This is a genomic window from Microbulbifer sp. MCCC 1A16149 (assembly GCF_050368945.1).
Taxonomy (GTDB): domain Bacteria; phylum Pseudomonadota; class Gammaproteobacteria; order Pseudomonadales; family Cellvibrionaceae; genus Microbulbifer.
On the sequence record NZ_CP185959.1, the window covers coordinates 1,588,006 to 1,613,026 of the forward strand.

21 protein-coding genes and 1 tRNA gene are annotated in these 25,021 nt (G+C 55.9%); 16 read left to right on the plus strand and 6 right to left on the minus strand.

Going from position 1 to position 25,021, the window contains the following annotated elements:
- The first annotated feature begins 201 nt into the window (after positions 1-201).
- The 6 genes from ACONT6_RS06740 (at position 202) to ACONT6_RS06765 (ending at position 8,551) form a co-directional block, all read left to right on the plus strand.
- On the plus strand, positions 202-2,529 hold the full coding sequence (locus ACONT6_RS06740; RefSeq protein ID WP_428820975.1) for a TonB-dependent receptor: 2,328 nt from the start codon (positions 202-204) through the stop codon (positions 2,527-2,529).
- Between the two features lie 231 nt (positions 2,530-2,760).
- Complete coding sequence (locus ACONT6_RS06745) at positions 2,761-3,588, plus strand: alpha/beta fold hydrolase (RefSeq protein ID WP_428820976.1); 828 nt, start codon at positions 2,761-2,763, stop codon at positions 3,586-3,588.
- A 5-nt stretch (positions 3,589-3,593) separates the two neighbouring features.
- A complete protein-coding gene (locus ACONT6_RS06750) occupies positions 3,594-4,538 on the plus strand; it encodes an alpha/beta fold hydrolase (RefSeq protein WP_428820977.1) in 945 nt (314 codons plus the stop codon).
- A gap of 8 nt (positions 4,539-4,546) precedes the next feature.
- Positions 4,547-6,136: an FAD-dependent oxidoreductase gene (locus tag ACONT6_RS06755; protein WP_428820978.1), complete on the plus strand. Its 1,590-nt coding sequence runs from the start codon at positions 4,547-4,549 to the stop codon at positions 6,134-6,136.
- Complete coding sequence (locus ACONT6_RS06760) at positions 6,126-7,064, plus strand: DMT family transporter (protein ID WP_428820979.1); 939 nt, start codon at positions 6,126-6,128, stop codon at positions 7,062-7,064. Before ACONT6_RS06755 ends, ACONT6_RS06760 begins: the two co-directional genes overlap by 11 nt.
- A 125-nt stretch (positions 7,065-7,189) precedes the next feature.
- Entirely contained in the window at positions 7,190-8,551 is a 1,362-nt protein-coding gene (locus tag ACONT6_RS06765; RefSeq protein WP_428820980.1) for an MFS transporter, read from the plus strand.
- Positions 8,552-8,878: 327 nt separating this feature from the next.
- On the opposite strand, the gene ACONT6_RS06770 is transcribed toward ACONT6_RS06765, so the two are convergent.
- Positions 8,879-10,231 (minus strand): amidohydrolase family protein, encoded by a 1,353-nt coding sequence (locus ACONT6_RS06770; protein ID WP_428820981.1) that lies wholly within the window; start codon positions 10,229-10,231, stop codon positions 8,879-8,881.
- Here ACONT6_RS06770 and ACONT6_RS06775 point away from each other — a divergent pair.
- The 5 genes from ACONT6_RS06775 to ACONT6_RS06795 all read left to right on the plus strand — a co-directional run bounded on the left by ACONT6_RS06775 (position 10,217) and on the right by ACONT6_RS06795 (position 14,544).
- Complete coding sequence (locus tag ACONT6_RS06775) at positions 10,217-11,305, plus strand: LysR family transcriptional regulator (RefSeq protein ID WP_428820982.1); 1,089 nt, start codon at positions 10,217-10,219, stop codon at positions 11,303-11,305. The two genes, ACONT6_RS06770 and ACONT6_RS06775, sit on opposite strands and share 15 nt — an antisense overlap.
- Before the next feature lie 1,104 nt (positions 11,306-12,409).
- Positions 12,410-12,487, plus strand: a tRNA-Gln gene (locus tag ACONT6_RS06780).
- Positions 12,488-12,504: 17 nt separating this feature from the next.
- Positions 12,505-12,795, plus strand: a complete 291-nt coding sequence (locus ACONT6_RS06785; protein WP_181253446.1) for a hypothetical protein — start codon at positions 12,505-12,507, stop codon at positions 12,793-12,795.
- 314 nt (positions 12,796-13,109) lie between these two features.
- Positions 13,110-14,318 (plus strand): RtcB family protein, encoded by a 1,209-nt coding sequence (locus ACONT6_RS06790; RefSeq protein WP_428820983.1) that lies wholly within the window; start codon positions 13,110-13,112, stop codon positions 14,316-14,318.
- Between the two features lie 22 nt (positions 14,319-14,340).
- Complete coding sequence (locus ACONT6_RS06795) at positions 14,341-14,544, plus strand: hypothetical protein (protein WP_428820984.1); 204 nt, start codon at positions 14,341-14,343, stop codon at positions 14,542-14,544.
- A 21-nt stretch (positions 14,545-14,565) separates the two neighbouring features.
- Here the strand turns inward: ACONT6_RS06795 and ACONT6_RS06800 are convergent, their stop codons facing one another.
- Positions 14,566-15,540 (minus strand): alpha/beta hydrolase family protein, encoded by a 975-nt coding sequence (locus tag ACONT6_RS06800; protein WP_428820985.1) that lies wholly within the window; start codon positions 15,538-15,540, stop codon positions 14,566-14,568.
- Between the two features lie 200 nt (positions 15,541-15,740).
- On the opposite strand from ACONT6_RS06800, the gene ACONT6_RS06805 reads away from it, so the two are divergent.
- Complete coding sequence (locus ACONT6_RS06805; RefSeq protein ID WP_428820986.1) at positions 15,741-16,445, plus strand: hypothetical protein; 705 nt, start codon at positions 15,741-15,743, stop codon at positions 16,443-16,445.
- Positions 16,446-16,508: 63 nt separating this feature from the next.
- On the opposite strand, the gene ACONT6_RS06810 is transcribed toward ACONT6_RS06805, so the two are convergent.
- From ACONT6_RS06810 to ACONT6_RS06825, 4 genes are all read right to left on the minus strand, one after another.
- On the minus strand, positions 16,509-17,318 hold the full coding sequence (locus ACONT6_RS06810; RefSeq protein WP_428820987.1) for a hypothetical protein: 810 nt from the start codon (positions 17,316-17,318) through the stop codon (positions 16,509-16,511).
- Between the two features lie 63 nt (positions 17,319-17,381).
- Positions 17,382-18,248: an NAD-dependent epimerase/dehydratase family protein gene (locus ACONT6_RS06815; protein WP_428820988.1), complete on the minus strand. Its 867-nt coding sequence runs from the start codon at positions 18,246-18,248 to the stop codon at positions 17,382-17,384.
- Between the two features lie 98 nt (positions 18,249-18,346).
- On the minus strand, positions 18,347-19,120 hold the full coding sequence (locus tag ACONT6_RS06820) for a hypothetical protein (RefSeq protein ID WP_428820989.1): 774 nt from the start codon (positions 19,118-19,120) through the stop codon (positions 18,347-18,349).
- 66 nt (positions 19,121-19,186) lie between these two features.
- Positions 19,187-20,071, minus strand: a complete 885-nt coding sequence (locus ACONT6_RS06825; RefSeq protein WP_428820990.1) for a hypothetical protein — start codon at positions 20,069-20,071, stop codon at positions 19,187-19,189.
- A 102-nt stretch (positions 20,072-20,173) separates the two neighbouring features.
- Here ACONT6_RS06825 and ACONT6_RS06830 point away from each other — a divergent pair, with 102 nt between their 5' ends.
- Genes ACONT6_RS06830 through ACONT6_RS06845 form a run of 4 tightly spaced genes read left to right on the plus strand, consistent with a single transcriptional unit; the run spans position 20,174 to position 25,002 of the window.
- Positions 20,174-21,610, plus strand: a complete 1,437-nt coding sequence (locus ACONT6_RS06830) for a 3-isopropylmalate dehydratase large subunit (RefSeq protein ID WP_428820991.1) — start codon at positions 20,174-20,176, stop codon at positions 21,608-21,610.
- Entirely contained in the window at positions 21,607-22,257 is a 651-nt protein-coding gene (gene leuD / locus ACONT6_RS06835) for a 3-isopropylmalate dehydratase small subunit (RefSeq protein ID WP_428820992.1), read from the plus strand. The genes ACONT6_RS06830 and leuD overlap by 4 nt, the downstream gene beginning before the upstream one ends.
- Complete coding sequence (locus tag ACONT6_RS06840; RefSeq protein ID WP_428820993.1) at positions 22,254-23,615, plus strand: MmgE/PrpD family protein; 1,362 nt, start codon at positions 22,254-22,256, stop codon at positions 23,613-23,615. Before leuD ends, ACONT6_RS06840 begins: the two co-directional genes overlap by 4 nt.
- Positions 23,608-25,002: an MmgE/PrpD family protein gene (locus ACONT6_RS06845; protein ID WP_428820994.1), complete on the plus strand. Its 1,395-nt coding sequence runs from the start codon at positions 23,608-23,610 to the stop codon at positions 25,000-25,002. The genes ACONT6_RS06840 and ACONT6_RS06845 overlap by 8 nt, the downstream gene beginning before the upstream one ends.
- Positions 25,003-25,021 lie beyond the last annotated feature (19 nt).

The window sequence follows — 25,021 nt, forward strand, 5'->3', positions numbered from 1 at the left end:
TAAGTTGTCAGGAGTAGTGGTGATTTTTCATTACGGACTGAGATAACTGGAAGTGAAGTTGATGTTGGGTAATCGGTGGCGATTACAGCGCTCACCGGGTGGTATGGCTGATCGAAAATATTGTTTTGGGCTGGTTTGTAATAACTTTCGATTATCTGCGTCCAATTTTTAAAAAATAAATAATGAGAGAAGATAATAATAATGAAATTTAAAAAAACGTACCTCGCTATCTGTATCGCATCTCAGTGTGTAGTAAGTGCTGTTGCGGATACATCGGAATCAAACAATCAAGGCCGCACTATTGAAGAGGTAATGGTCACGGCCCAGAAAAGGTCGCAATCGTTACAGGATGTACCCATTTCAATAGCGGCAATATCGGGTGACACACTCGATTCACAAGTGATTCTTTCGTTCGATGAGCTGGCAGCTGACTTGCCCAATGTCGAGTTTGTAGCAAGTCCTGGATTGGACGGCGCAATTGGTATGAGAGGGGTATATACCTCCACAGGGAATCCGGCATTTGAACAGTCAGTAGGTGTATATTCCGACGGCATTTACATTTCCAGGGGGCGCCTATACAACCTTGCTTTTTTGGACCTTGAGAACGTAGAAATACTACGAGGACCGCAAGGCGTTCTACAGGGAAAAAATAGTGTGGCGGGTGCAGTCAACTTTATCTCAAGGAAGCCGACAGACACCTTTGAAGGTCGTTTGTCCGGGCACTATGAGCTTGAGCATGGGAGCTATTCGGGAGAGGCAGTTATTTCCGGCCCGCTTTCTGACCGCCTGAGGGGACGTATAGCACTGCAGGAACAATATACCGGTGGATATCTGGATTTCCCTCGTATGGGTGAAAAGGACCAGAACGAGACGGAATCAAGAGGAGTTCGAGTAAGTGTCGAATATGATTTATCGGAAAATTCTGAGCTTCTTGTTCGCTATGATCACCAAGAGACTGAAGCCTCGGGCGCGTCTTTTGGGCCGTATAAGTTTCAAGAGGGTGTGCGTGAAGCATATGAAACGCTCTATGAGTCGGTCGATCCGGACTTCGGCTATGTAACCAGCGGCGTGATTTCTAATGGGAAGCTGCTCAGTGTAGATGATGCCGGGAATATCAGTGCCACAAATAAGCTCCCTAGCCAGGGTGCAACAGTGGATATGCTTTCAGCCACGTATAACTTGCAGCTGCAGAATAGGGCAGAGATTACGTCTATCAGTAGCTATACCGATTATTCTACCCATAGTGTATTGGTAAATACGTTTAACGGCATCGACTGGCTGACGCAGGGTGATGATGATGAGGATGAGGCGTTTGATCAGTTTACCCAGGAGATTCGCTATGCGTCCCCTGGAGGTGAAACTCTAGACTACGTCGTCGGACTGTATTACCTCGCGCAATCCCTTGATGCAAGTACGGACGGAACCATAATCGACGCTACTGCACTAGGATATCCGGCGATGGCTTCGTTCGTACAAGATATCGGATTTGTGCAAAACACAGAGTCAATTTCTGCGTTTGGCCAGGTTACGTGGAATGTAAGTGATGTTTTCCGAGCGAATCTGGGGTTGCGGGAAACTTATGAGTCGAAAGAGGCGGATGGCTTCTTAACCTCTTTTACCCCGGACAGGAACGTTGTATTAGATCCAGGGTTTAATCCGCTCGTAGATCAATTTTCGACAAACTGGGAAAATAAAGACAAGCGTGTAGAGCGGAGCCTTGATCCGTCATTTTCAGTACAGTGGGATTTCTCTGAAGATGGGATGCTATATGCCAGCTGGACCAGTGCGACGAAAGCGGGTGGCTTTAATGCCGCGGACAGTCGCGGAGATAACTTCGAGTACGAAGAGGAGTCCGCCACCAGCTACGAAGTCGGCGCAAAACTATCTCTGCTAGAAAATAAAATGCAGGTAAATGTTGCAATTTTCCAGTCTGATTATAGTGATCTTCAAGTAAATGCCTGGGATGCAAGTGCCAGCTCTTTCAAGACTGGTAATGCGGCCGAGGCAACCATTGTTGGTGTTGAGGCTGATTTCATCTATCTGGTTACAAATAGCTTAAAGATCGGTAGTACCTTTGCCTATCTCGATGCCACTTATGATGACTACCCTGGTGCCTCCTGTTCTGTAGGTGAAAGTGAGGAGAGCGATTGTATTGACGGCAATCGTAATGCTTCAGGTGACGCGCTCAGGCAAGCGCCAGAATGGTCTGCGAATGTCTTTGCTGAATTATCAATCGACCTTTCCGACAGTCTGGAATTGATGTCCAGAATATCGGCTAACTCCACCGACTCCTACTTCATGTCTGCCACTAACGATCCATATCTGTTAGTAGATTCTTATAGCAAGGTAGATGGTCAGGTGTCACTGATCAGTACTGATTCGACCTGGTCCGTTTCTTTGCTGGCTAAGAACCTAACCAATGAAAAAGTTCCTTTTTTCGCCAATAGCACTCCGCTATTTGAAGATGCCTATTTTTCTTCTGTCGAGGTTGGGCGAGAAGTGTTTTTAAAGTTTGATTATGGCTTTTGACAGAGGGTTTGTGCTAGCGGAGTAGCGGAGGCGTTTATTGAAGGTTAGCCATTCCAGCACTGCCAGTAGTGTGTAAATAATCAATTGCCCTGCTGGAGTGCTTTCCCCTGATTTTTGCACTGGGTCGATTCGTTGTGATATCGGAGAAAGGGGAAGAATGGTAGATGGTTTTTTAGAAGTAATTTGCGGGTTAGTTGTGCGTATTTGCTACCCGTTAAATGGAGGTAATTAGTGAGAAATGCCGAAGAGTACATAAATAAAACGTCCAAGTTTATATCAGTTGATGGTATGCATGTGCACTATAGGCGTGAAGGTAGTGGCCCAGTGATTTTATTGCTGCATGGGAGTGGATCATCACTGCATTGCTTTGACCAACTCGCTGACTCTCTGGTGGAAACCTTTGAGGTTGTAAGGCTGGATCTTCCTGGGTTCGGATTGACGGGGCCTCGTCGGGATCGGGACTACAGGATTCAGACATTCTCAACTTTTACCGCTAGATTCATGTCTGCGCTATTAATCGAACGATTCAGTGTGGCCGGCAACTCGCTTGGAGGTAACGTCGCATGGAACATGGCTCTTGATTACCCGGACCGCGTGGAGTCACTGATACTGATGAACGCAACAGGATACCCGGAAAAATCAATGCCTTCAGCAATGCGCCTTGCACGTAATCCACTGCTGAAGCCTCTACTGCGGCGCTGGGCGCCTCGGAAGGCCACTGAAGATAGTGTCCGTAAACTAGTCGGCTCGAAGATGGCTAGTATCGATGATGCTTTGGTGGATCGCATACATGCGATGATGAGCCGTAAAGGAAACCGCGCAGCATTTGTCGATCTCGCCAATACACAGCAGGCAGATCGCACGGGAGATATACCTGGAATCAAAGTACCTACTCTCGTACTTAGCGGTGAAGGTATCGATGGCCAACATTTCGCACGTGATATTGCCAATAGCCGGGAGATTACCTTCGGTGGTGTCGGTCATTTGCTTCCGGAAGAAGCACCGGTATTAGCCGCCGAGGCCATACGTTCTCACCTGAATAATGTAGTGCGACGGTAAAAATCATGATTTCTTATTTCACTGCTCGCGGCGAAAGTAACCGCCTCGATGATTCGAGCCGTAAGAGTCTTAGAGGCAGCTTTGTGCAGCTATCGGATGGGGTGACTCATTTCGAGCTAAAAGGGCCAGCCGGTGGCCAGCTTGTGGTTCTGGTGCCAGGGTTGACAGTGCCCCTTTTTTACTGGGATAGCCTCGTACGAGAATTGAACGGATACGGGTTTCGCACGCTGGCATACAGCGCATATGGAAGAGGGTACTCCGACCGGGTCGAGGCATCATACGATTACGCTCTGTTCGTGCGCCAGTTACGTGACCTGATACATACGCTCGAATTGGACGGCCCTCGCCATGTTGTAGGCGCCTCAATGGGGGCCTTGATCGCCATGGCATGGGTGCAAGAGCAACCCTCTCTTGCGACATCGCTGACGCTGGTTGGCCCTGCCGGGCTGGAACATCAACTGCCACCTCTTGTTCGCTTACTGCGTTTTAACACCTTCGCGCACTATTTTGGCCGGTTCTTGGGTCAACGCTTGTTGCGGGCGCATTTGGCCAATGAGGTTGAGTCTAGCGAGCGCGCTGAGGTGCTTAGCGAGATGGTGCTAGATGCTTATACATACGAGGGGTCGATTTATGCGCTGTTCTCAACTCTGCAGTCATTTAACCTGACACGGCAACACGATTTGTATCGTAAAACTCGCTTGTCTTCAGTCCCAGTTCATCTCTTATGGGGGAGTGGAGATCGTGTGACACCGATTGATAAATTCGATGAAGCCCGGGCGTTACTCCAACCCGCAAAATCCTTTTCCTTTGCAGACTGTGGACATATGCCCCCGTTCGAGCTGCCTGAAGAAGTCGGGAAGCACATGGTTTCATTCTTTCACGATTTTGCAACCGACTCTAACATTATGAAAGTGGTCGACTCGGCTGCCGCACTACCGGAAGTACAGTAGGATTGAATATGCAAAATGAGCCAGAAGTAATCATTGTAGGTGCCGGCCCAACGGGTCTCACCTTAGCCTGTGATCTAGCCAGACGGGGCATTCGCTTCAGAATATTTGATAAGTCTGAACAAGCCTTTTCCGGCTCCCGCGCGAAGGGTGTACAGCCCAGAACCCAGGAAGTGCTTGACGACTTAGGCGTTATTGACGCCCTGAAATCAGCCGGTGCTCCTTATCCTCCAATGTGCGCACATTTGTGGAAATTTCGCTTTCGATGGCACATGCAAAAAGTGACCGATGTCACGCCTGATGTGCCTTTTCCCAACATCCTGCTAGTCCCCCAATGGCAGACAGAAAAGGTCCTTGGCGATGAATTGGAACGCAGAGGTCATAGCGTTGAGCGAGGGCTAGAAATTATTGCCCTGGACCAGGGCTCGGAGCGGGTTAGTATTCATTTGCAGGGTAAGAATGGCATAGAAAATGTGACCGCGCGTTATCTCGTCGCCGCTGACGGCGGTCGCAGTTTTGTCAGAAAGGCTCTGGACGTTGGCTTTGAGGGATTCAGCAGGGAAGAAGGGCGAATGATTGTTGGAGATGTCCGTGTTGAGGGCCTCTCGAGAGACGCCTGGCATGTGTGGCCAAAAGCCAAGGGTGGGCTTATCGGTTTGTGTCCACTGCCTCACACCGACTTGTTTCAGTTGATGATGCGGCTGAAACCGGGGGATGAACCGGAATTGTCAGAAGACGAGGTGCAAAAGCGCTGGTTGGCAGGTACGGGGCTCAAGTCTGTACGCCTACATTCACCCACCTGGCTTTCCGTATTCCGTCCCAATGTGCGTATGGTTAAGAAATACCGTGTCGGGCGAGTCTTCCTTGCCGGAGATGCTGCGCATGTGCATACCCCGGCCGGTGCTCAGGGGCTCAATACCGGGGTCCAGGATGCATACAATCTGGGATGGAAGCTGGCGATGTCGTTACGCGGAGCGCCGGATACCTTACTTGACAGCTATGAAGAAGAGCGGCTGCCAGTAGCTGCTGCTGTGCTCCAAATTTCAACAAAACTATATGGCACAGATAAGAAGCGCAGTGTACCAAAGATGAAGCGTGGTGATGCTGAGAGGCAGTTGGCGCTCAACTATCGTGGAAGCTCCCTCGCCATTGAAAATGGATCAGAACCTGGGGTTCTCCAGGCGGGCGATCGCGCCCCTGATGCACCATGTGAGGGCCAACCTGGAAAGTTGCGATTCTTCGATGTCTTCCGTGGCCCACACTTCACCCTGCTTGCTTTTGGAGAAAAGGCGGCTGTGGCGGTAAAACAGATAGAGCTGCCGACCCCGGAAATATTGCGCAGCTTTGTTGTGCTCCGTACAGGTCCGGCTCTGGACCGCAGCATGCTGATTGATGCCAGCGGGACGGCACATACGATTTATGGTGTTGGGGATCTGGGCGAGACGATTGTGCTCGTACGTCCCGATGGGTATATCGGGCTGATTGCCAGACGGAATTGGAAACAAGCCTTGGCAGATTATTTCAATAACCTGATTGGTATTGGAACCAGTGACAGAGACACGCTACAGGAAAGCAGTATGGAGATTTCTCTTGATCAATAGCAATACCGAAGTGCGTGTAAATCAAGGCTCTAATAGTACGCCCTTGATAGGTCTGATTGTACTTGTGATTATTTGGGGCGTTAACTGGCCGATCATGAAGGTCGGTATTGCTGGGATCGGCGCAGCGGAATTTGCTTTGCTTCGGGCGGTGTTAGGTGCAGTGACAATGTTCGTGATTACCGCCGCGTTGGGCGTATTGCGCTGGCCCCCCAAAGAGGATCGTCTGCTCATCCTGCATCTCGGGCTTATGCAGACTGGTGCTTTCTTGCTTCTTATAAGCTTGGGGGTCGATGCTGTTGGTGCGGGCAAGTCAGCCATCCTGGCCTATACGACTCCGATCTGGGTGGCGCCGTTATCTGTGCTGTTCCTTAAAGAGCGTCCATCAGGTGCGGCTATAGCCGGATCTGTGTTGGCATTGCTCGGCTTGTTCGTGCTTCTCGGCCCTGCTGAGATTGACTGGAATGACAAACAGGCGGTCACCGGAAATTTATTTCTTGTCGCAGCGGCGCTGGTTTGGTCATTAGCAATTGTGCATGTTCGTGGACACAGCTGGAAAAGTAGCCCGCTTCAGGCCGTGCCATGGCAGCTCAGTATCGCTTCATTGTTCCTGTTTGTTTGGTGGCTCGTCGTAGAGCCTGCGAGCGAGAGGCATTGGTCACCTGAGGTAATAAGTTCTTTGGTATTCAACGGCATAGTCGCCACGGGCTTGGCATTCTGGCTGATGACTGCTGCGAGCAAGAGGCTACCGGCACTGCTCACTTCACTAGTCTCACTCGCCGTCCCAGTAATTGGTGTGACAACATCTGCCTGGACACTTCAGGAGCCTGTGTCCGAATCAATGCTTATTGGAGGTTCTCTGGTTTTGGCCGGGTTGATGGCGCCGATATTTAATCTGATTATGCGCGAAACACGGCAACCCGCTACTTGATTTGATGGTGATGTGGAGGTTTGTTGAGTTAATAAACATGTCTTCTGGTAGCAGGGTAGATCCTGTGCATTTAACCGCTGTTGATTATTGCGGATTATGAATAATAAAAGACACAGGAATATGTGATGTCTGAAAATAAAGAAATACGCTTGAGCAATGCCAGGCTCATGGCCTTCGTTTCTCCCGAAGCCCCTCTTGCGGCATTTATCATGGTTTTTTTTGTCTTCGTGCCCCCATTTTATGCCAGCACTTTGGGGCTCGGACTGACAACCGTGGGGATCATCTTTGCAGTAACTAAACTCTGGGATGTCGTCACTGATCCCATATTCGGCTCCTTCTCCGATAAATGGTCTACACGATGGGGGCGCCGCAGACCATGGCTTGTAGTTGCGGTTCCGCTATTGCTTGTAAGTATATACATGGTTTTTATTCCCTCTGGAGACTCAGTCACCTGGATGTATCTAACCTTCTGGTTAGTGATTCTCTATATTGGTTGGACACTGGGCTCTGTTTCGCATGTTGCGTGGGCGGCCGAACTTTCTGCGGATTATCACGAACGCTCCAGAATCTCGGGTGTTAAGCAAGGTGCTGCTCTTATCGGGTCCGTGGCCTTGATGCTGATTATCGCGCTGATGGATGGAACGGGTGAGGCGAGCGAGTTTGATCGCCTGAAGCTAATTGGGTCAACGGTTATGATCGCTTTGCCGCTTTGTGTAGTGGCTGCGTTATGGGCTGCCAGAGAGCCGCCTGCACGATCAGTAAGGTTTACGGATAGCAGAAAAACTCTAGGCATTCTCTTGCGAAATAAACCCCTGCGCCGAGTTTTGGCTGCTAATACTTTGCTGACTATGTCCGCTGGTAGTATCGCAGTAATGTTCCTGTTTTATGTGGAAGATGTACTTTCGCTAGGTAAATGGGCATCTTTTGCCCTCATACCATGGATGCTTTCTGGATTGTTGTTTCTTCCTCTTTGTATGAGGCTGACTCGAAAGCTAAACAAGCATAGATCGCTCTGTGTTGTTTTGTGCTATCAATTGATTGTCAGCTTTTTATTTCTGGTTCTTCCTGAAGGTAATGTGATGCTGGCTTGCATCGCGTTTCTGGCAATGGGCGCTGTTCAAGCTGTTTTAACTTATATTCCAGCGGCGATCATGGCTGATGTTGTTGACGTTGATGTGGCGGAGTCCGGAAAGCAGAGGACAGGGCTGTATATGTCGATGTTGCAGACAAGTAGCAAAGTTGCATCAGCATTGGCTGTCGGTGTGAGTTATCCAATTCTGAGTGCTGTTGGTTTTGATGGAGGAAGTGTTGCCAATTATTCAGATTATGTGCTAGATAACGTCCGATGGGTAATGACACTTTTACCTGGATTTATGTTTATTTTGGTTGTTTTCATTATGTGGAATTTTCCACTTTGTGAAAAACGCCAGATCGCGCTAAGAAGACAAATCGATACTGCTCAAAGTAACGTTGGAGATTTTGTATAACAGGCTCTTCACGCCAATTTTGGTTGAGTTAAGGGGAAAATTGTTCGCACTATCCGATGTTGAATGCGTCAAATTGCCACGCGTTTCAAACCTAATAGATTGCGTCGCCCCACGGGGGCCGGGGATGCTGGCGTGGTTTGATTGCGTGGATAAATATCTGTTCTGACAGACTTTTGTATCCCGGGGGCGCCAGCCCTTCGGAATCGCTCTTCAATAGCCCCCGTAGGTTCACCGCCGGGGGCTTTTTATTTTTGGTCTCTGATAGAAATAATTCGGGCCAGACTAAAGTATTGCTTTTAGAAGCTTGCCATCAACCTCCTATTGCTCTCACTTTCGCTCTGCAGCTTTCGCGTCCCAGGCGGCAACCTTGGCCCGTGTATCGGCCAACAGGCGGTCCAGCGCCGTGCGGTCCTGAACCTGGCCGCGCAAGAGCACAGAGTGGATCGCGCGTGTGGCCTCAATATCCTCCAGCGGGTTGCGCTCCAGCAGCACCAGGTCCGCGACTTTACCTTCATCAATAGAGCCGTATTGGTCCAGCTGGCCGAACCACGCGGGTCCCGCGCGGGTTGCGGCGGACAGCGCCTGCGCCGGGGTCAGTCCCAGCTCGACAAACAGTGCCAGCTCATCGTGCAGGCCGACGCCCGGATAGTTAAACGAGTTCAGGAAGCCGGCATCGGTACCGGCCATGATGGTGACGCCCGCTTGCTGGAGCATAGGGATAACGGACGCGACGCGCTGGTAGCGGGCGTGTCTCTGTTCAATCTGTGCCGGCGTAACGCCGGCGGCACGCTGCACGCGCCATTCGTAGGTTTTTCTCAGCCCCGGGCCGATATAGGCCAGATACTCGTCGTCCTTGTGGTCGTCCTGGTCGAGATAGGCGATTACCCGTGAGCCATTCAGTGTCGGGGTAACGAAGACACCTTGTTGCGCCAGATGGCGATACGCGGCCATGGCGGTGTCGCGGTCGAAGCCGGTGTTCAGTCGCGCGCGGGCTTCTTCGCGGGTGAGGCGACCTGCGGCGAATTCGGCGGCGATGGTGGCTTCATCTTTTACCCCGGCGTTGTAGGCGTAGCCCAGGTGCTCAATGGAACTGAGGCCCGCATCCACCACCTGGCGCATGGGGATCTCCAGCGGAATATGGCCGGATGTGCGCAGTCCGGCGGCTCGTGCCTGCTTTACCGCGTAAAGGAAGAGTTCCGGGGTAAGGGTGCTGTCCGTGATCTTCACGAAGTCGACGTCGAGGGACTGTAACTGCGCAATTGCCTTGTCGACGTCGGCCTCCGAGCCGGCCTCGATGGTGCCTTTCCACACCGGCTTGATGCCTTCGATCTTCGGCCCTGAACTCAGCAGCCGGGGGCCGAACAGGGATCCCTCGGCGATTTCACGGCGCCAGTTCAGCACGTCCAGGGGGAGATCACCCGAGGCGTCGCGGATCGTGGTGACGCCGTTGGCTACGTACAGCGGCAGTAGCGCCCGGTTTTCTTCGATCAGGGCCTCGCCGCCGCCGAAGTGTACGTGCATGTCCCACAGGCCGGGGATCAGGTAGCGGTTGTGGCCGTTTACCGTCTGCTCGGCGTGCCAGTGCTTGGCTACATCCGCGTCATGCCCCACCGCAACGATACGGTTGCCGCGGGTGGCTACAGCCTGGTCGGGGAGTAGCTGCCCATGTTCGACGTCCACGATGGTGGCGTGGCGGATGATGACATCGGCCTGGTCCCGGGTGGCAGCCTGCAGAGGGCTGAAGGAAACGGCCGTAAGCACGGCCAAGGCGGCATTGAGCAGTGTTTTCATCGTGGGACATCCCTGATTAATTGGGGGCAGGGATGTATATCGCGCTGGCAGGTCATTATCAAATTAGATATCGTTATTCAAATTATCCATTTTCTTAATGGCTTTATGCTCGATCCCCGACTTCTCCGCGCCTTTGTCACCATCGTCGACGTTGGCAGTTTCACCGCGGCGGCCGACCGGCTGCACATGACGCAATCCACCATCAGCCAGCAACTCAGCCGGCTTGAGCAGGCCGTGGGGCGGGAGCTTATCGATCGCGCCGCGCGTCCGGTGGAGCCGACCGCATCCGGCGAGCGGCTCCTCGGCCATGCGCGGCGGATTCTTGCCCTGGAGGCGGAAGCTGTGGCGCTGCTCTCCGACCCGGCCGGAACTTCCGCCATCCGTATCGGGCTGCCGGACGATATTGCGACTTCGCGGTTGAGCCGGGAGTTTGCCACCTTCTCCGAACAGCATCGTGAGGTGCGGCTGGATGTGACAACCGGGTTGAGTCGCGATCTCAGCAAACGCTTTCGCGCCGGTGAATTCGATGTGGTGGTGGTAAAAGAGTCGACCGCCAGCGTTGATTGCCACGCGAGCTTTCCCGAAGCCGTTGGCTGGTTTGAAGGCGCGGATACCAGCGGGGAATGGCCGGACCCGATGCCCCTGGTGACTTTTCCGGTCGGCGGGCTCTACCGCGAGACCATGTTTGAGCGAATCGAGCGCGAACGGCGGAACTGGTATATCGCGTTTACCGGCAGTAGCCTGAACAGCGTGCTGGTCGCGGTAGAAGCCGGGCTGGGTCTTTCGCTGCTACCGCTGGGTGCAGTGGGCAATTCCCGGGTTCGGCTAAATGCGTCCCTTGGCCTGGAGCCCGCAATGGTGTTGTCGGTCTATGCCTGGGAGGGTAGGGGCTATGTGGGGGAGCTGGTCGAGCAAATCACGGAGGTTCTCGCGGACCGGTTCGAATCACAGGGGCGGCGGTAAAACCCATGTTCCCGCGTGTGCCCAGCCTGAGGCAAGACGAAGTTATCTACGACATATTTTTCTTCCCCTGCAAATTGGCGGTTGCAAAGTTTATTCGGCCCCCTAAAATTCCCCAATCACTCAGGAGAGTACCGTGACCAGATTACCCAGCGTTTCAAACCTCATAGATTGCGCCGCCCCACAGGGGACGCGGGCGTGGTTTGTTCGTGTGGAGAAAAATCTGTCCTGACTGCCTCCTGAGACCGGGAGGCGCGAGCCTTTCGGAAATGGCCTTCAACAGCCCCCGCAGGTTCGCCTCCGGGGGTTTTTTATTTCCGGTCTCTCCGGATTGTGGCTGATGAGTGTGCCCAGGAACTGTTTGTGAGACTTCATTTCGAGGCCATTTCTGATAGATCACAAGGAAGGACGATGAGCAAAAGATTGAATACGAGAAAGCACTAAGCGTATGAATTTGCGCTGCGACCGGCTTCCATACCCAGCTTTTTATGCCGAATTCACGGTAGGTAATCGATCGTCTGGAATATGTTTAAGTCATTGAAAAATATAGGAAAAATATAAATTTTAATCTTGCAAATAGAGTTTTTCGTGATAGCTTTAAATAAGAATTTGATGAGTAAGTTCGCTGAATTTTTTGAGAGCACTTGTGCCGCACTGCGGCACCAACGATTGGTAACGGAAATGTTAAACCTCAACCGCCACAAGGCCGCGATCGGGACACCCAAGAGCATTGGGTGCGAGCGGGGTGCCTGTGCCTTGCTGATGAGTGCCTTGCGTTGGCCGTCGTTGGATCTGCAGATACATGCAGATAAAAATTTTGGTGAGTACATGAAAACGTAGTTCGGCCTGTCCGGTCGGCTGCGTGCCAATCGGACTTTGAACACTGCGTGTGAGAAAACCCGGTTGGCGAATTCCGCCTTCCGGGTTTTTTTATGGCGGTAGCCATGTCTATGTCACCAACCAGATAGAGGGCTGCGTCTCTTCAACGCGGATCTGGCGATTAGGATTGCCTGCTCTAGTGGTGGCAGCGTGCCGGGCAGGTCCCGATCGGGGTGCGGAGTGAGTGCCCCGACGGTTCCACGCTGTAATCGCCTTTTTATTTAACAGGATTCCGTAGCTCGACAGGACCAGGGTGCAGGCGTTTGAAGCTTGTAGTTACCGGTTCAGACCCGGCCGGGATCACCACATAGCGAGGTGCCTTTATGCGCTTGATTATCGGTGCCCGTGACCACGGTGCGGGCCTTTCTGTAACGAATTATGTGAATGCAAAACGCTTTATGCGCGAATACCCGATTTCCATCCTGCAGGTGATACAGCCGGCGCCCAGCCGCGAGAACCTGATTGGGTTTCTGGCGTGGTGCAATGGCCGTCACCGCTTGCCGATGCAGGTAGTCATCAATCAGGTGGCGCCCATGGAGAGACAGCTGGCGATGCATTACCTGCTCGCCCGCGGGTATCGCACGGCCGATCGTGTGACATTTATGAAAATGTAATGCGCCGGTAGCGCAATGGGCGGACAAGGTAAAGCCCTGCTTAAATAAGTCAGAAACAGTTGACACAGAAAATTAAGACAATATCCTTTGCAGCAATTCATTCACACACAGAACAGGAGCCATGAAATGCTAAATCGGAGTTACAAACCAAGTTCTTACTGAACGGCCTTTCATGTGCTCGCGCTTGAAAGGTGATACCGCCTTTCAAGCCAGATCTCTCTGAAGCCCTGGCTATTGCCGGGGCTTTTTATTTTTCTTCCCGGCTATTCTGAAAGGCAATTGAAAAACTATGTGGAGAAATCCAGGGACGAGTTATGCCTGTAAAAATGGTACTCAACAGCAATGCGAGCGCCGGCACGGTGCCGGTAAAGATTTACACGCAGGACGTGGAAAATGCCGCATTGCAACAACTTAAAAACATTGCCCAGCTGCCCATCATTCACTCCCATGTGGCGGCGATGCCGGATGTGCATATGGGAATTGGTGCCACTGTGGGGTCTGTTATCCCGACGGTGGGCGCGATTATCCCGGCGGCGGTGGGAGTCGATATCGGCTGTGGTATGAATGCGGTGCGTACCTCCCTGCATGCCAATCAGCTGCCGGATAACCTCAAGCCACTGCGGGATGCCATCGAGCGTCGCGTGCCGGTGGGGTTTGGTCGTCACAAGCGGGTCAGTGCGCGGGAGGCGGCGGCCAGGAAACTGGCATCCGGGGCGGATCTGTTGTTCGCGAAGCACCCGCAGCTGCTGAAAAAGCTGCGCAGTCCGCAGGAAACCTGGGTCACCCAGCTGGGTACCCTGGGCGGGGGCAACCACTTTATCGAGATCTGTCTCGATGAGAACAACCGGGTATGGATCATGTTGCACTCCGGTAGCCGGGGTATCGGCAATGCCATCGGGCAACACTTTATCCAGTTGGCGAAGCGGGATATGGAAGGGCATATGCATAATCTTCCGGACCGCGACCTGGCGTACTTCAGTGAAGGCAATGGACACTTCGATGATTATATCGAAGCCGTGCACTGGGCCCAGGAATACGCGCGGGTGAACCGGCAAGAGATGATGAAGCTGGTTGTCGGTGTGCTGCAGCAAGAGTTGCCGCCGTTTACGCTGGAGTCCGAGGCGATCAACTGCCACCACAACTATGTGGTGCGGGAGCAGCACTTTGGTCGCGATGTATTCGTTACCCGCAAGGGGGCGATCAGCGCGCAGAAAGACCAGCTGGGTATTATTCCCGGGTCCATGGGCGCGCGCTCCTATATCGTGCGTGGCCTCGGCAATGCGGAATCTTTCTGCTCCTGTGCCCACGGGGCAGGGCGACGCATGAGCCGTACTGCGGCGCGCAAGCGCTTTACCCGCGACGATCTGGAGGCCCAGACCCGCGGTGTGCAGTGCCGCAAGGACAAGGGCGTGATCGACGAGATTCCTGCGGCCTATAAAGATATCGATCAGGTCATGGAGAACCAGCGCGACCTGGTGGATGTGGTACACACCCTGAAGCAGGTGATCTGTATCAAGGGCTGAAGATGGATTTAAGGAGAGTTTATTGAAGAGAAAATCTGAGCGGAAAATTTCTATCAAAATTTCCGCAAAAGAACAGCGCGCGCCGGGCAACCCGGTCGCGCAAAATCCGCTGTTGCGCAAAGGCGGCGCCCATGTGCGGGCAAAGTCCGCCGATCGCTTTGACAGCAAACAACAAACCAGAAAGGCAGCGCGGGAGTGGGACAGCTCCCGCAGCTGTAGTTTCTGAAATTCTATATAATTCCCTCGATTACTTGCGCAGCAATTTGCTGATCTGCTCGTGGTTTGCGCCACTCAGCTCCTGAAAGGCCGTTCTGGCCTCCTGATCATCACAGAGAAACCCCTTGAGAAAACTGCCAATGGCCTGGCCGGCAGTATCGCGCCCTTGCCCGGATTCCGCGGGAAGGTCAATGTAGCTGCGCCCGCAGGTATCGTCTGCGGGGGAACAGATCGAAAAGTGATTGGCATCATTCAGCAGCAGCAGGGTATTGTTGCCGCTGTTTTCGGGAACCGCCTGGTCAAAAGTCTGTTCGATGCGGGCGGTGGCGCTGGCATTGCTGGAGCCATAGCGGTGAGCACTGTGGGCGATACAGCCGTCCTGCTCGCCGCCAATCAACAATACCGGGATGTCTTCGCTCACAGGCAGCAGGGTTTCTTCCGGCCAGCCGAGCAGGGTTGAGGCACCGGTGTGGGCGCCATAGGAGAATACCGCCCGCAACGCGGGGAACCACTGGGGGTTGGCATTCAGCAGGGCGAGGGTGCCGCCGGCGCTGTGGCCGCCAAAGGCCAGGCGATCCAGGTCGAGCTTGCCCGCCAGTAACCCGCTGCCGTTGAGGCGTTCCAGCATGGTCAGGATGGCGGGCATGGCGAGTGCCGAGGGCTGCTTGCCAAACTGGTCTGGGGTCAGTGATTGCAGTTCGATCCCGGGCGTAGCGGCTACGTAGCCGGGCATTTCTTCGGCGACCAGCTGGTAGGTGACCGTGACAATGCCGGAGGCTGCCAGGGATTCCGCCAGCCACCGGTAGCCGGCGGGATCGATATTGATACCGTGAAACAGGATCAGTACCGGGCAGGGTGCCAGCGATTCATCCACGGGTACGGCACCGGTATTGCGCTCTTCGAAGGAGTCCCCGTACTGGGCTGGGTAGTAAATCCTGGCGATGCCCGTATCGTATGGGGGCTTCAGGGAATCTACTTTGAAAGCATCGAAAAGACAGCGGGTCATGTACATGGAGACTTGCCTGGTATTGTTATCTGAAAATGCGGGATGGCATTCCAAATTGAGGTTAGCGAGCCGCTCGGGGCCGCGGATTGATAATTGTCAATTCATGCGGTCAGCAGTTGGGGTATCCATGATCTGGAACTTCTGACCATGCGTACCGTGTAAGCATGATAAATTTAACCCCCTGTCTGGGAGTATAAAGAGTGAGAGCATTTCCTACCCTTGCGATTGTCCCGCTGCTGTTCGGGATGGCCGCCACCGTGCAATCGGCTGCAACCGATGCCTATCCGCTGTCCACCGACGACGCCTTCTGCGGACGTGTTCAGCAGTTTATCGCCGGTACCGATCTGGCCGTAGACAATGTGCTGTACGAGGAAGGCAGTTACTGGAACGCCTTCAAAAAATCCAAGGCGCTGGCGCAACCGCTGACCACACACCAGTATGTTGGCTACCAGTTTTCCGATGGCGAGCGTGCCGAATTTCCGGTATCCGTGGCCTGCAAAATGAAAACCGCCGAGCGTATCCGCACCGCCCATGCGTCCACCAGTGAACTTACTATTGCCGAGGAAGACCGCGAATGCCAGAAGTGGCAGGCGCGTATGCTGGATGATGTCTACCGGGCGCTGGAAGAGCAGGGGGCGACAACTCTGCCTCGGGAGCGCGTTGCCCTGGCCGAGGAGGAAAGCGTATTTATCGGGCCTTTCTGGCTGCGTCCAGAATTTTATCAGGTGGCCTACAGTGAGGATGAAACCCTGAAGCTGCGCACCAAGTCACTGCACGTGGAGTACCGCCGTTTTATGCCGGTACCGGGCAGTTTTATGGGTACCCACTACTGCACCATGATTGCACCGGAATATCTGGCCAAACTCCTGCAGGGAGAGGCGCAAGCGCCATCGCTACAGGAGTAAGCCGGGATAGGTCTTCAGGCCTGGGAGCCAGGCCTGAAGTTACTTCTCACCAGATACTTCAACTCACACTTCTAACGCGCGGCGCATCTGATCCTCACCCATACGCAGGGTCAGCATCTGCTGCACACCTTCTTCCCCGAATACCTTGGTTGCCAGTTTGTTCATTGGGTCGCGCTCGTAGCACAGGCGGCGCAGTTGGTGGTCGTCGCGCTGCAGGGTGGCGCGCTCGCTTTCTGCCAGCGGTTCGGCTTCGTCGTACCAGCGCAGCCAGTGATTGAGCATGCTGCGGGCATAGTTTTCCAGGATGTCGATATTCTCGTCGTTCAGGTCGCCCATCAGGCTCTGGGTGGACGGGTTGATCAGTGCGCGCATGTACGGACCGTGGCTCACGGACCACTGGAAGTTCTTGTGACCGCGCAGGGCCAGGTATTCGTCATTGATGGGCGCGTAATACTTGTCGAGGTAGTTACTGTCCACCAGCAGGTTGCGGCGCGGCATAAAGTCGAAATAGAAAAACAGCTTGGGGATGGTGCCGAAGACCATTACGAAGTGCGGTACATCGGTCTTCTGGCCCAGGTACGCGGTGGCGTTCATATCGAGGATGCTGGCCTTGCGATTGCCCAGCCAGGAGTTCACCAGCCACTCGCAGTCACCGCCGCTCCAGGCCTGGAAGGAGCCCTCAAATTCGCCGTTGGGAGAGGTGTAGTACTCGCGGTCGTGGCAGGACGGTTCCAGCTCCAGTCCGGTAAAGCGGCTGGCAATGGTCTGCTTAACATTGGTGAGGATACCCCAGCAGCGCTCCCAAGCTTTGCTGACATCCACATTGGGGTTCTCTGACAGAAACTGGTCGATGGTTTTCGTATCGGAATGCATAACTCGCCTCGTTAATCACTCAGGTGACTGTTGGTTATTGTTGTTGGAGTTGTCGTTCGTGCGTCAGGCGGGTTCGCCCTGTTGCAGGTAAGTAGCATTGGGATCGCCGTGGGCCACGCGGTAACCGGTGTTGTAGATCTTGTCTGCCGAGATCCTGCGGTTGGGTGCCTTGATCTGGTTGAGGAATTCCAGCCGGGTCAGGCCTTCCGCATCGCAGATGGCGTCGAACACGCGCGCGTTGGTGGCGGGGATACGTTCGTTGTCACACACATTGAAGGTGCCGCTGAGGTCGTGTTCGATGGCGTGGGCCACAGCGCTGACCACGTCTTCGAAGTGAATTGCGTAGAGCAGGGCATCGGCACCGAACAGCGCCTTGCCACCGAAATAGGAGTGCGCCAGCTTTACCCGCTCGGGGAAACTCAGGTCACCCGGCGCGCCGTACATATCGGGGAAGCGCAATACACAGCCACCGCTGCGGGAAAGAATTTCCTTTTCCGCCTGCTGGTAGTACAGGGAGGAGGGTTCCTCGTGGTTGCTGGTGGGGGTTTCTTCCGAGATGGGGGCTTCGCCTTCACCACCGTCGCCGTACACAGAGAAAGACGACAGGAAAATTAGTCGCTCACAGCTGGCGGCCGCGCTTGCGCAGGTTTCGACTAAAGCCTGGCGGTAGTGCTGGTGGCGCTCTTCCGGGGTGCGGGTATTTTTTACGTTGGGTGCGACGGTGACCACGATCAGGTCGGCCCCTTGTGCGGCCGCCGCGACCTTGTCGGATTCGTGGCCTTTCAGTACCACGACTTCATCGGCAAATGGTTTCAGTGCGTCGACTTTTTCCGGGGTGGTGGTGGTGCCGATGACCTGGTGGCCTTGTTCGCGCAGCCGGCTGCTGAGGGCTTTGCCCACATGGCCCATGCCCAGTATCAGTATTTTCATTATTGTCTCCCGCCGGGTGGTTTGGTTATCCCATCCGATACTAGGCGAGGCGGGAGGGGCCGCATTGACCATTGTCAATTCCGGCCCCGGGGTTGGCGTCAGATAGCCGCTTCCGTCGTCGGCTGTTGTGCACTGGTAACCCCATCGCGGGATTCGAAATACTGTACTTCCGCCAGTTCGTAGCGGGTCAGCATATATCCCTCTACCTCGGCGCGCAGCAGCAGGTAGTCGTCATCGGCGGTGCACCACACGTTGTAGGGCGGGTGTTCTTCCGGCAGGTCGGCGGCGGTGTCGGTCACTTGGAAATGGCGCGCGCGGAAGGTGCCGGCCTCGACGGTAATATCTGTTTCGCCCACATACACCAGGGAAAACCCCATTTTGAACAGCAGCGGGCCGGTGGCACCGCGGTGATCCGGTGACGACAGCATCATGTGCGGGAAATGCTGTTTGCCGGGGCCTTTTGAGAGATCGTATAGCCGCATCAGCAGGCCGTCGCCGGCGATCGGGTGGCACTGCATCCACTGCACCGGTGCGTCCAGTTCGATGCGCTGGCTGATGCGCCCGTCGCGATGGTTGAAGGTTTCACACTCCGCCACTTTGTCGGTAAAGCGGAACCAGCCGGTGCCCTCGAAGCGGTCGCCCACGGTGAGGCGCACCGAGCAGTCCAGCGGCGCCGAATCCGAGTGTCGCAGTGCCTGCACAATATCGCGGGTGACGCTGGGGGCGTCGTCGATTTCGCAGTGGGCCTGTAATACGTCATTGCCGTCCGCCTGCTGGGTAATACTGAAAAACTCGCGACCGCGCTCCTGACCCAGGCGGTCGGGTTTGCGGCTGGTATAGCGGATTTGTCCTCGGATAGTGCGGTAGGGCATAGGAATCTCTTTTTTACAGTCTTATTGTTTGTTCGGGCGCGATAGGTATTCGCGAGTGCGCGTTAATCAGCGCTCGATCAGTTCGATGCGTTCGCCGTCGTGGCCGTAAACCGTGCAGCTGCGCCGCCCCTGATAGGGCGCTTCACCATGGCAGTGCGCCTTCGCTCCCGTTGGCAGTTGATCAATCTCAAAGCTGACCATAGCGATACCACCACCCAGGGAATTGTCCTGACGAGGTGCCTCGGCAAGGTCGCCGAGCTGGTCGATTTCGATGAGGGTGTTGTCTGCCAGTTGCAGGGTGGCGAGAGGGTGCTGTTGTTCCAGTGGCAGTCCGCGCAGCTGGTTGATCACCGTTACCTTGGTGTCGAAGCTGAGACCGTGGTGCTGCGCCAGCTCCTCGTAAAGGGTGAGGGCAGCGCTGCGGTCGCGGCTCGCCAGCACCGGGATAAACAGGTGGTCGACGGCGCACTGCGCCTGTGGCAGCTGGAACGGCGGCACTTCGTCGGCGATCCGGGTCAGATACAGCAGTTCGCCGCAGGGGCCCCGTACTTGCACCGCACGGATCTTGTCGCTGAGCTCCAGGTCGGCGGCAGGGCGCAGTACCTCGAAGGGGGACGACGCGAGGGTGTCCGCCAGCGCATCGGGATCTTCCACCAGCACTTCCAGCGACATCCAGCCCGCGCGGGAAAGGGGCGCGATTGGCTGCGCTTGCGCGTCTTCAACAATACGCAACCACGGGCGCCCGCGGATATTGCCGAGCAGCCAGTAGCGTGTGCCGGCGAGGCCGGGGCAGCCCCATTGCTCGGCTGCCGCCGCGGTAAGCGTTTCGCTGGCCAGCACCTGGCACTGCAGGTGGCTGCAGTACTGGTCCACCAGTGCCGCTGCGTCGGGGCTGGCCAGGGTGGCGATGGTGCAGGGGCCAAGTGCGATTTTTGTCTCGGTAATGCTCATTGTTGGCAAATCACTGTTCTCAAAGATCTAATGTTATAATAATATATCAATTGATGAGATAAAAGATCTGGCCTGATCGCAGGGTACAGGAGGGCAGGAATTATGGCGATATCCGGTGCAAGTACGCTGTTCGACAAGTTGTGGTCGGATCACACCGTGTGTGATCTCGACAGTGGCGAAACTCTGATCTATCTCGACCGGGTCTTTCTGCACGAGAGAACCGGGTCGATTGCGCTGCAGAGTCTGCACTCTGCCGGTTACGCGGTGAGGGATGCGCGCCGGGTGTTCTGCACCATGGATCATATTGTCGATACCTTCCCCGGTCGCGGCGACAAAACACTGATGCCCTCCGGTACCGACTTTATTGTCGCCACCCGCAGTGAGACCCGCGCCGCGAATATCCGCCTGTTCGACGTGGATGACGAAGACCAGGGGATTGTCCATGTGATTTCTCCCGAGCAGGGGCTGGTGCTACCTGGTCTGTCCCTGGTGTGCCCGGACAGCCACACCTGCAGCCTTGGTGGCATTGGTGCCTTGGCCTGGGGGATCGGGTCCAGTGAGGCCGAACACGCCCTCGCCACCGGCACGCTGCGGGTGCGCAAGCCGAAGAACATGCGCGTGGTTGTCGATGGTCGACTGCGCCCCGGTGTGACGGCCAAGGACCTGATACTGCACCTGATTGCCCGCTTTGGCACCAATGGCGGGGCGGGGTTTGCAGTGGAGTTCAGCGGTTCGGTCATCAGCGAGTTGTCCGCCGAGGCCCGGTTGACCCTGTGCAATATGGCGGTGGAGTTTTCTGCGTTCACCGCGATCATCGCCCCGGATGAAAAAGTCGAATCCTATTTCGCCGGTCGGGATTTTGCGCCCAAAGGCCAGCACTGGGAGGACGCGTGCAGCTACTGGCGCACACTGCGCAGTGATGACGACGCGGAATTTGACCGCGAACTGATTATCGACGGCAGCGCCATTGAGCCCATGGTGACCTGGGGCACCAGCCCGGAACAGGTGGCCGGACTGCATCAGCGTGTCCCCGACCCCGCGGCTTTTACCGAACCCCACCGCCGGGAAGCCGCACAGCGCGCGCTCGATTACCAGGCGCTGGAGCCCGGGCAGGCGATTGCGGATATTGCGGTGAATGCGGCATTTATCGGCTCCTGCACCAACAGCCGTATCAGTGACCTGCGTGCCGCCGCGGCGGTGGTGCGCGGGCGACATATTGCGCCCGGCGTGCGCGGTGTGGTGGTGCCCGGGTCTCGCCGGGTAAAACGGCAGGCGGAGCAAGAAGGGCTGGATCGGATTTTTACCGATGCGGGTTTTGAATGGCGGGACTCCGGCTGCTCCATGTGCTTTTACGCGGGGGGCGAAACCTTCGGTGAATACCAGCGCGTGATTTCCAGCACCAATCGCAACTTCGAGGGGCGTCAGGGTCCCAATACCCGTACCCATCTGGCCAGCCCGGCCACCGTGGCGGCGTCGGCAGTCGCCGGGTATATCACTTCCGCCGAGACACTGGTCAACAGCGAGTCACTGATTGCATGAAGCCCTTTGTAAAACACACCGGTATCGCGGCGCCGCTGCTGCGACGCAACATCGACACCGATGCGATTATTCCGTCGCGGGAAATGAAGCGGGTCTCCAAGCGCGGCCTCGGTGAAGGCCTGTTTGCCGGCTGGCGCTACACCTTGCCTGGCAGCCGTGAAATCAATTCCGCCTTTGTGTTGAATCATCCTGAATACCAGGGTGCATCCGTCATTCTCGCACTCGACAATTTCGGTTGCGGCTCCTCCCGGGAGCACGCGGTGTGGGCGTTGGCGGAGTACGGTATTCGCGCGGTCATTGCCAGTGGCTTCGGGGCCATCTTTCACACCAACTGTATCCGCAATGGCGTGCTGCCGGTTCGCCTCGATGAGGGCGACATTGCGCTACTGGCGGAGCGTGTGCAGCAGGACCCACAGAAAAACAGGATCACCATCGATTTACAGGCATGTCTGGTGCAGTGCGGAGACCTGCAGTGGTCGTTTTCGCTGGATGAGAGCGCGCGCTACCTGCTGTTGAATGGCCTCGACTCCATCGCGCTGACCCTGCAGCAGCACAAGGAAATCAATGCATTCGAGCAAAAACGGCGCGAAGAGTACCGCTGGGCCTATGCACCGTTGGAAGAAAGTGTGGAAGGAGTTTTACCGTGAAGTTTCCCCCGACGCTGCTGCAACAGCTGGTGACCCTGCTGGAGCGTGATATTGATGGCGCAACCCTGGAGCGGGCGCAACAGCATCTGCTCGACTGGCTCGGCTGCGCGGTTTATGGCACGCGCAGCGATGTGGCGGCAAAACTGCGTAATTACCTGGTGCAGTGGAGTGGGGCCGGTGAAAGCTGGAGCCTAAACGGGATTGACCGCAACTGGCAGGACGCACTGCAGTACCACGGCGCGCTGGGCAGTATTGCCGAGATGGATGACCTGCACCGCACGTCAACACTGCACCCGGGTCCGGTGATTATCCCGGCGGCGTTGGCGACCGCGGAAATGGTACAGGCAACACCTCAGGCCTTGCTCGAAGCCATTGTGGTGGGCTACGAGGCAATGATCCGCATTGGTCGCGCCCTGGGACGGGATCATTACGCGCTGTATCACAACACTTCAAGTTGCGGCAGCTTTGGCGCTGCTGCAGCCGCGGCAAAACTGCTCGCCCTCGATCCGGAGCAGACCGTATGGGCGCTGGCCAACGCTGGTAGCCGCACCGGTGGCTTCTGGCAAATGCGGCACGAGGCAGTAGATACCAAGCATCTGCACAACGCCGCTGCAGGCCACGCTGGGGTGCAGGCGGCACTGCTTGCAGCCAGTAACCTGCGTGGGCCGTCGACCCTGCTGGAAGGTACCCAGGGCTTTTTTGCCGCGACATCGCCGCGGGCAATGCCGCTGGCGGTGATCGACAACGCCGCCGACAACTGGCTGATTTTCCAATGCAGCTTCAAACCCTGGCCGGCCTGCCGCCACACCCATCCGGCGATCGATGCTGTGCGTGCACTGGGTGATATCTCCGCTGCCGACGTTCGCACCCTGCAGATTGGCAGCTACTCCGATGCATTGCTGTTCTGCGACCGGCCGCATCCGGAATCACCGGCGGAGGCGCGTTTCAGCGTACAGCATTGTGTTGCGGTTACGGTGTTGTATGGCAAGCCGGAGATCGCGCACTTTGAGGAAGCGTACCTGCACAAGCCGGAAGTGGTGGCACTGCGCAACAAAGTTGTATTGCAGGAAGACGACGAGCACCAGCGTGCCTATCCCGGCCATTTTGGTGCCAGCGCCCAGGTCACTTTTCAGGATGACAGTGCGCGTGAAGTGGCGCTGCGAAACGCGTGGGGTGACCCGGAATGGCCGCTGTCGCAGGCGGATATTATCGACAAGGCGCGCACCCTGTTTGTCGCCGGCGGCGTCACTGCGGAGTCTGCGGAAGATGTGATTGAGATCGGGTTGAACCTGGTCAAGGAAAAAGATCTCGGCAACCTTTTTAACGCGCTGCGCGCACTGGGGATGCACCGTGTCTGAGTATGAATGGCAGCTGGTGGAGCATGTCGCCGGGACAGAATTTCATCATCTCGATGACGCGGCCGTAGAAGCCTGCAAAACATTCATTCTCGATTCCATTGGTGTTGGTATCAGCGGTTCGCGCCTGGAGTTATCGCAAGCGCTATTGGCGTCCGCCAGAGAGTGGGGCACCGCAGACGGCCAGCGTACCGCCAGTGTGTGGGGAACCGAGGCGCGCCTGCCGGTAGCCCACGCTGCGATGGTGAACGCCTATCAGATTCACAGCCAGGAATTCGACTGTGTGCACGAGCGCGCGGTGGTCCACCCGATGGCGGTGATCCTGTCCGCACTGCTGGCGGAAGCCGAAGCGCGCAGGTCCGATGGCCGCTCGCTGATACTCGCGGTCGCTCTGGCGGTAGACGTGGCCACGGTGCTCGGTATGAGTGCCAGTAAGCCCATGCGTTTTTTCCGCCCCGGTACCGCGGGCTGTATCGGTGCGGCCGCCGGTCTCGCCAGGTTGCGTGGTTACGACCGCGAGCAAATCCTGCAGGCCATGTCCATCGCCTACAGCCAGACCGGCGGCACCATGCAGGCGCACACCGAGGGGGTGGCGGTACTGCCCATGCAGGTGGCCTTCAATGCGCGCAATGCCATTACCGCGGCGGATATGGCCGGGTTCGGCCTGACCGGGCCGCGCGCATTTTTGCGCGGTGAATTTGGCTACTTCTCAATCATGGAATCGGACGGCAACGCCGCCGATGCGTTTTCCCGGCTTGGTCGCGAGTGGCAGATCGGTCGGGTCAGTCACAAGCCATTCCCCACCGGGCGGGCCGCGCACGGCACCCTGGATGCGCTGATGCAGCTGCGCAGTACGCACGGCTTTGCAGCCTCTGATATCGAGTGGGTACGCATCGAGGCGCCGCCACTGGTGCGGCGCCTGGTGGACAGACCCGTGCAGCCGGAGATGAGCGTGAATTATGCGCGGCTGTGTATCGGTTATGTGGCGGCGACCCTGCTGTTACACGGGGATGTGGGGGTGGAGGATTTCGATCCCGCCGCGCTGGCGGACCCGCAGCGTCGGGCCCTGGCTGCGTGTATCAGCATGGCGCCGTCGGACTGTGACGATCCCAATGCACTGGCGCCGCAAACTGTCAGCGTGCGTCTCAAGTGCGGCACCGAGTACCGCCAGGTGCTGACCGCGATTCTCGGCCATCCCGACAATCCGTTGGCGCGGCCGAGACAGCTGGTCAAATTCCAGCGCTGTCTCGCCTCTGCATGGACACCATTCGACGGCGAATCATCGCGCGCGATCATTGCCCGCGTCGAGGGTCTAGAAAGACTCGAATCCATTACCGAACTAACCGCGCTGTTGGTTGCCAAGCCGCAGGCGATCGAGGCTGTGACCTGAAATGAAAACGGCCCAACAA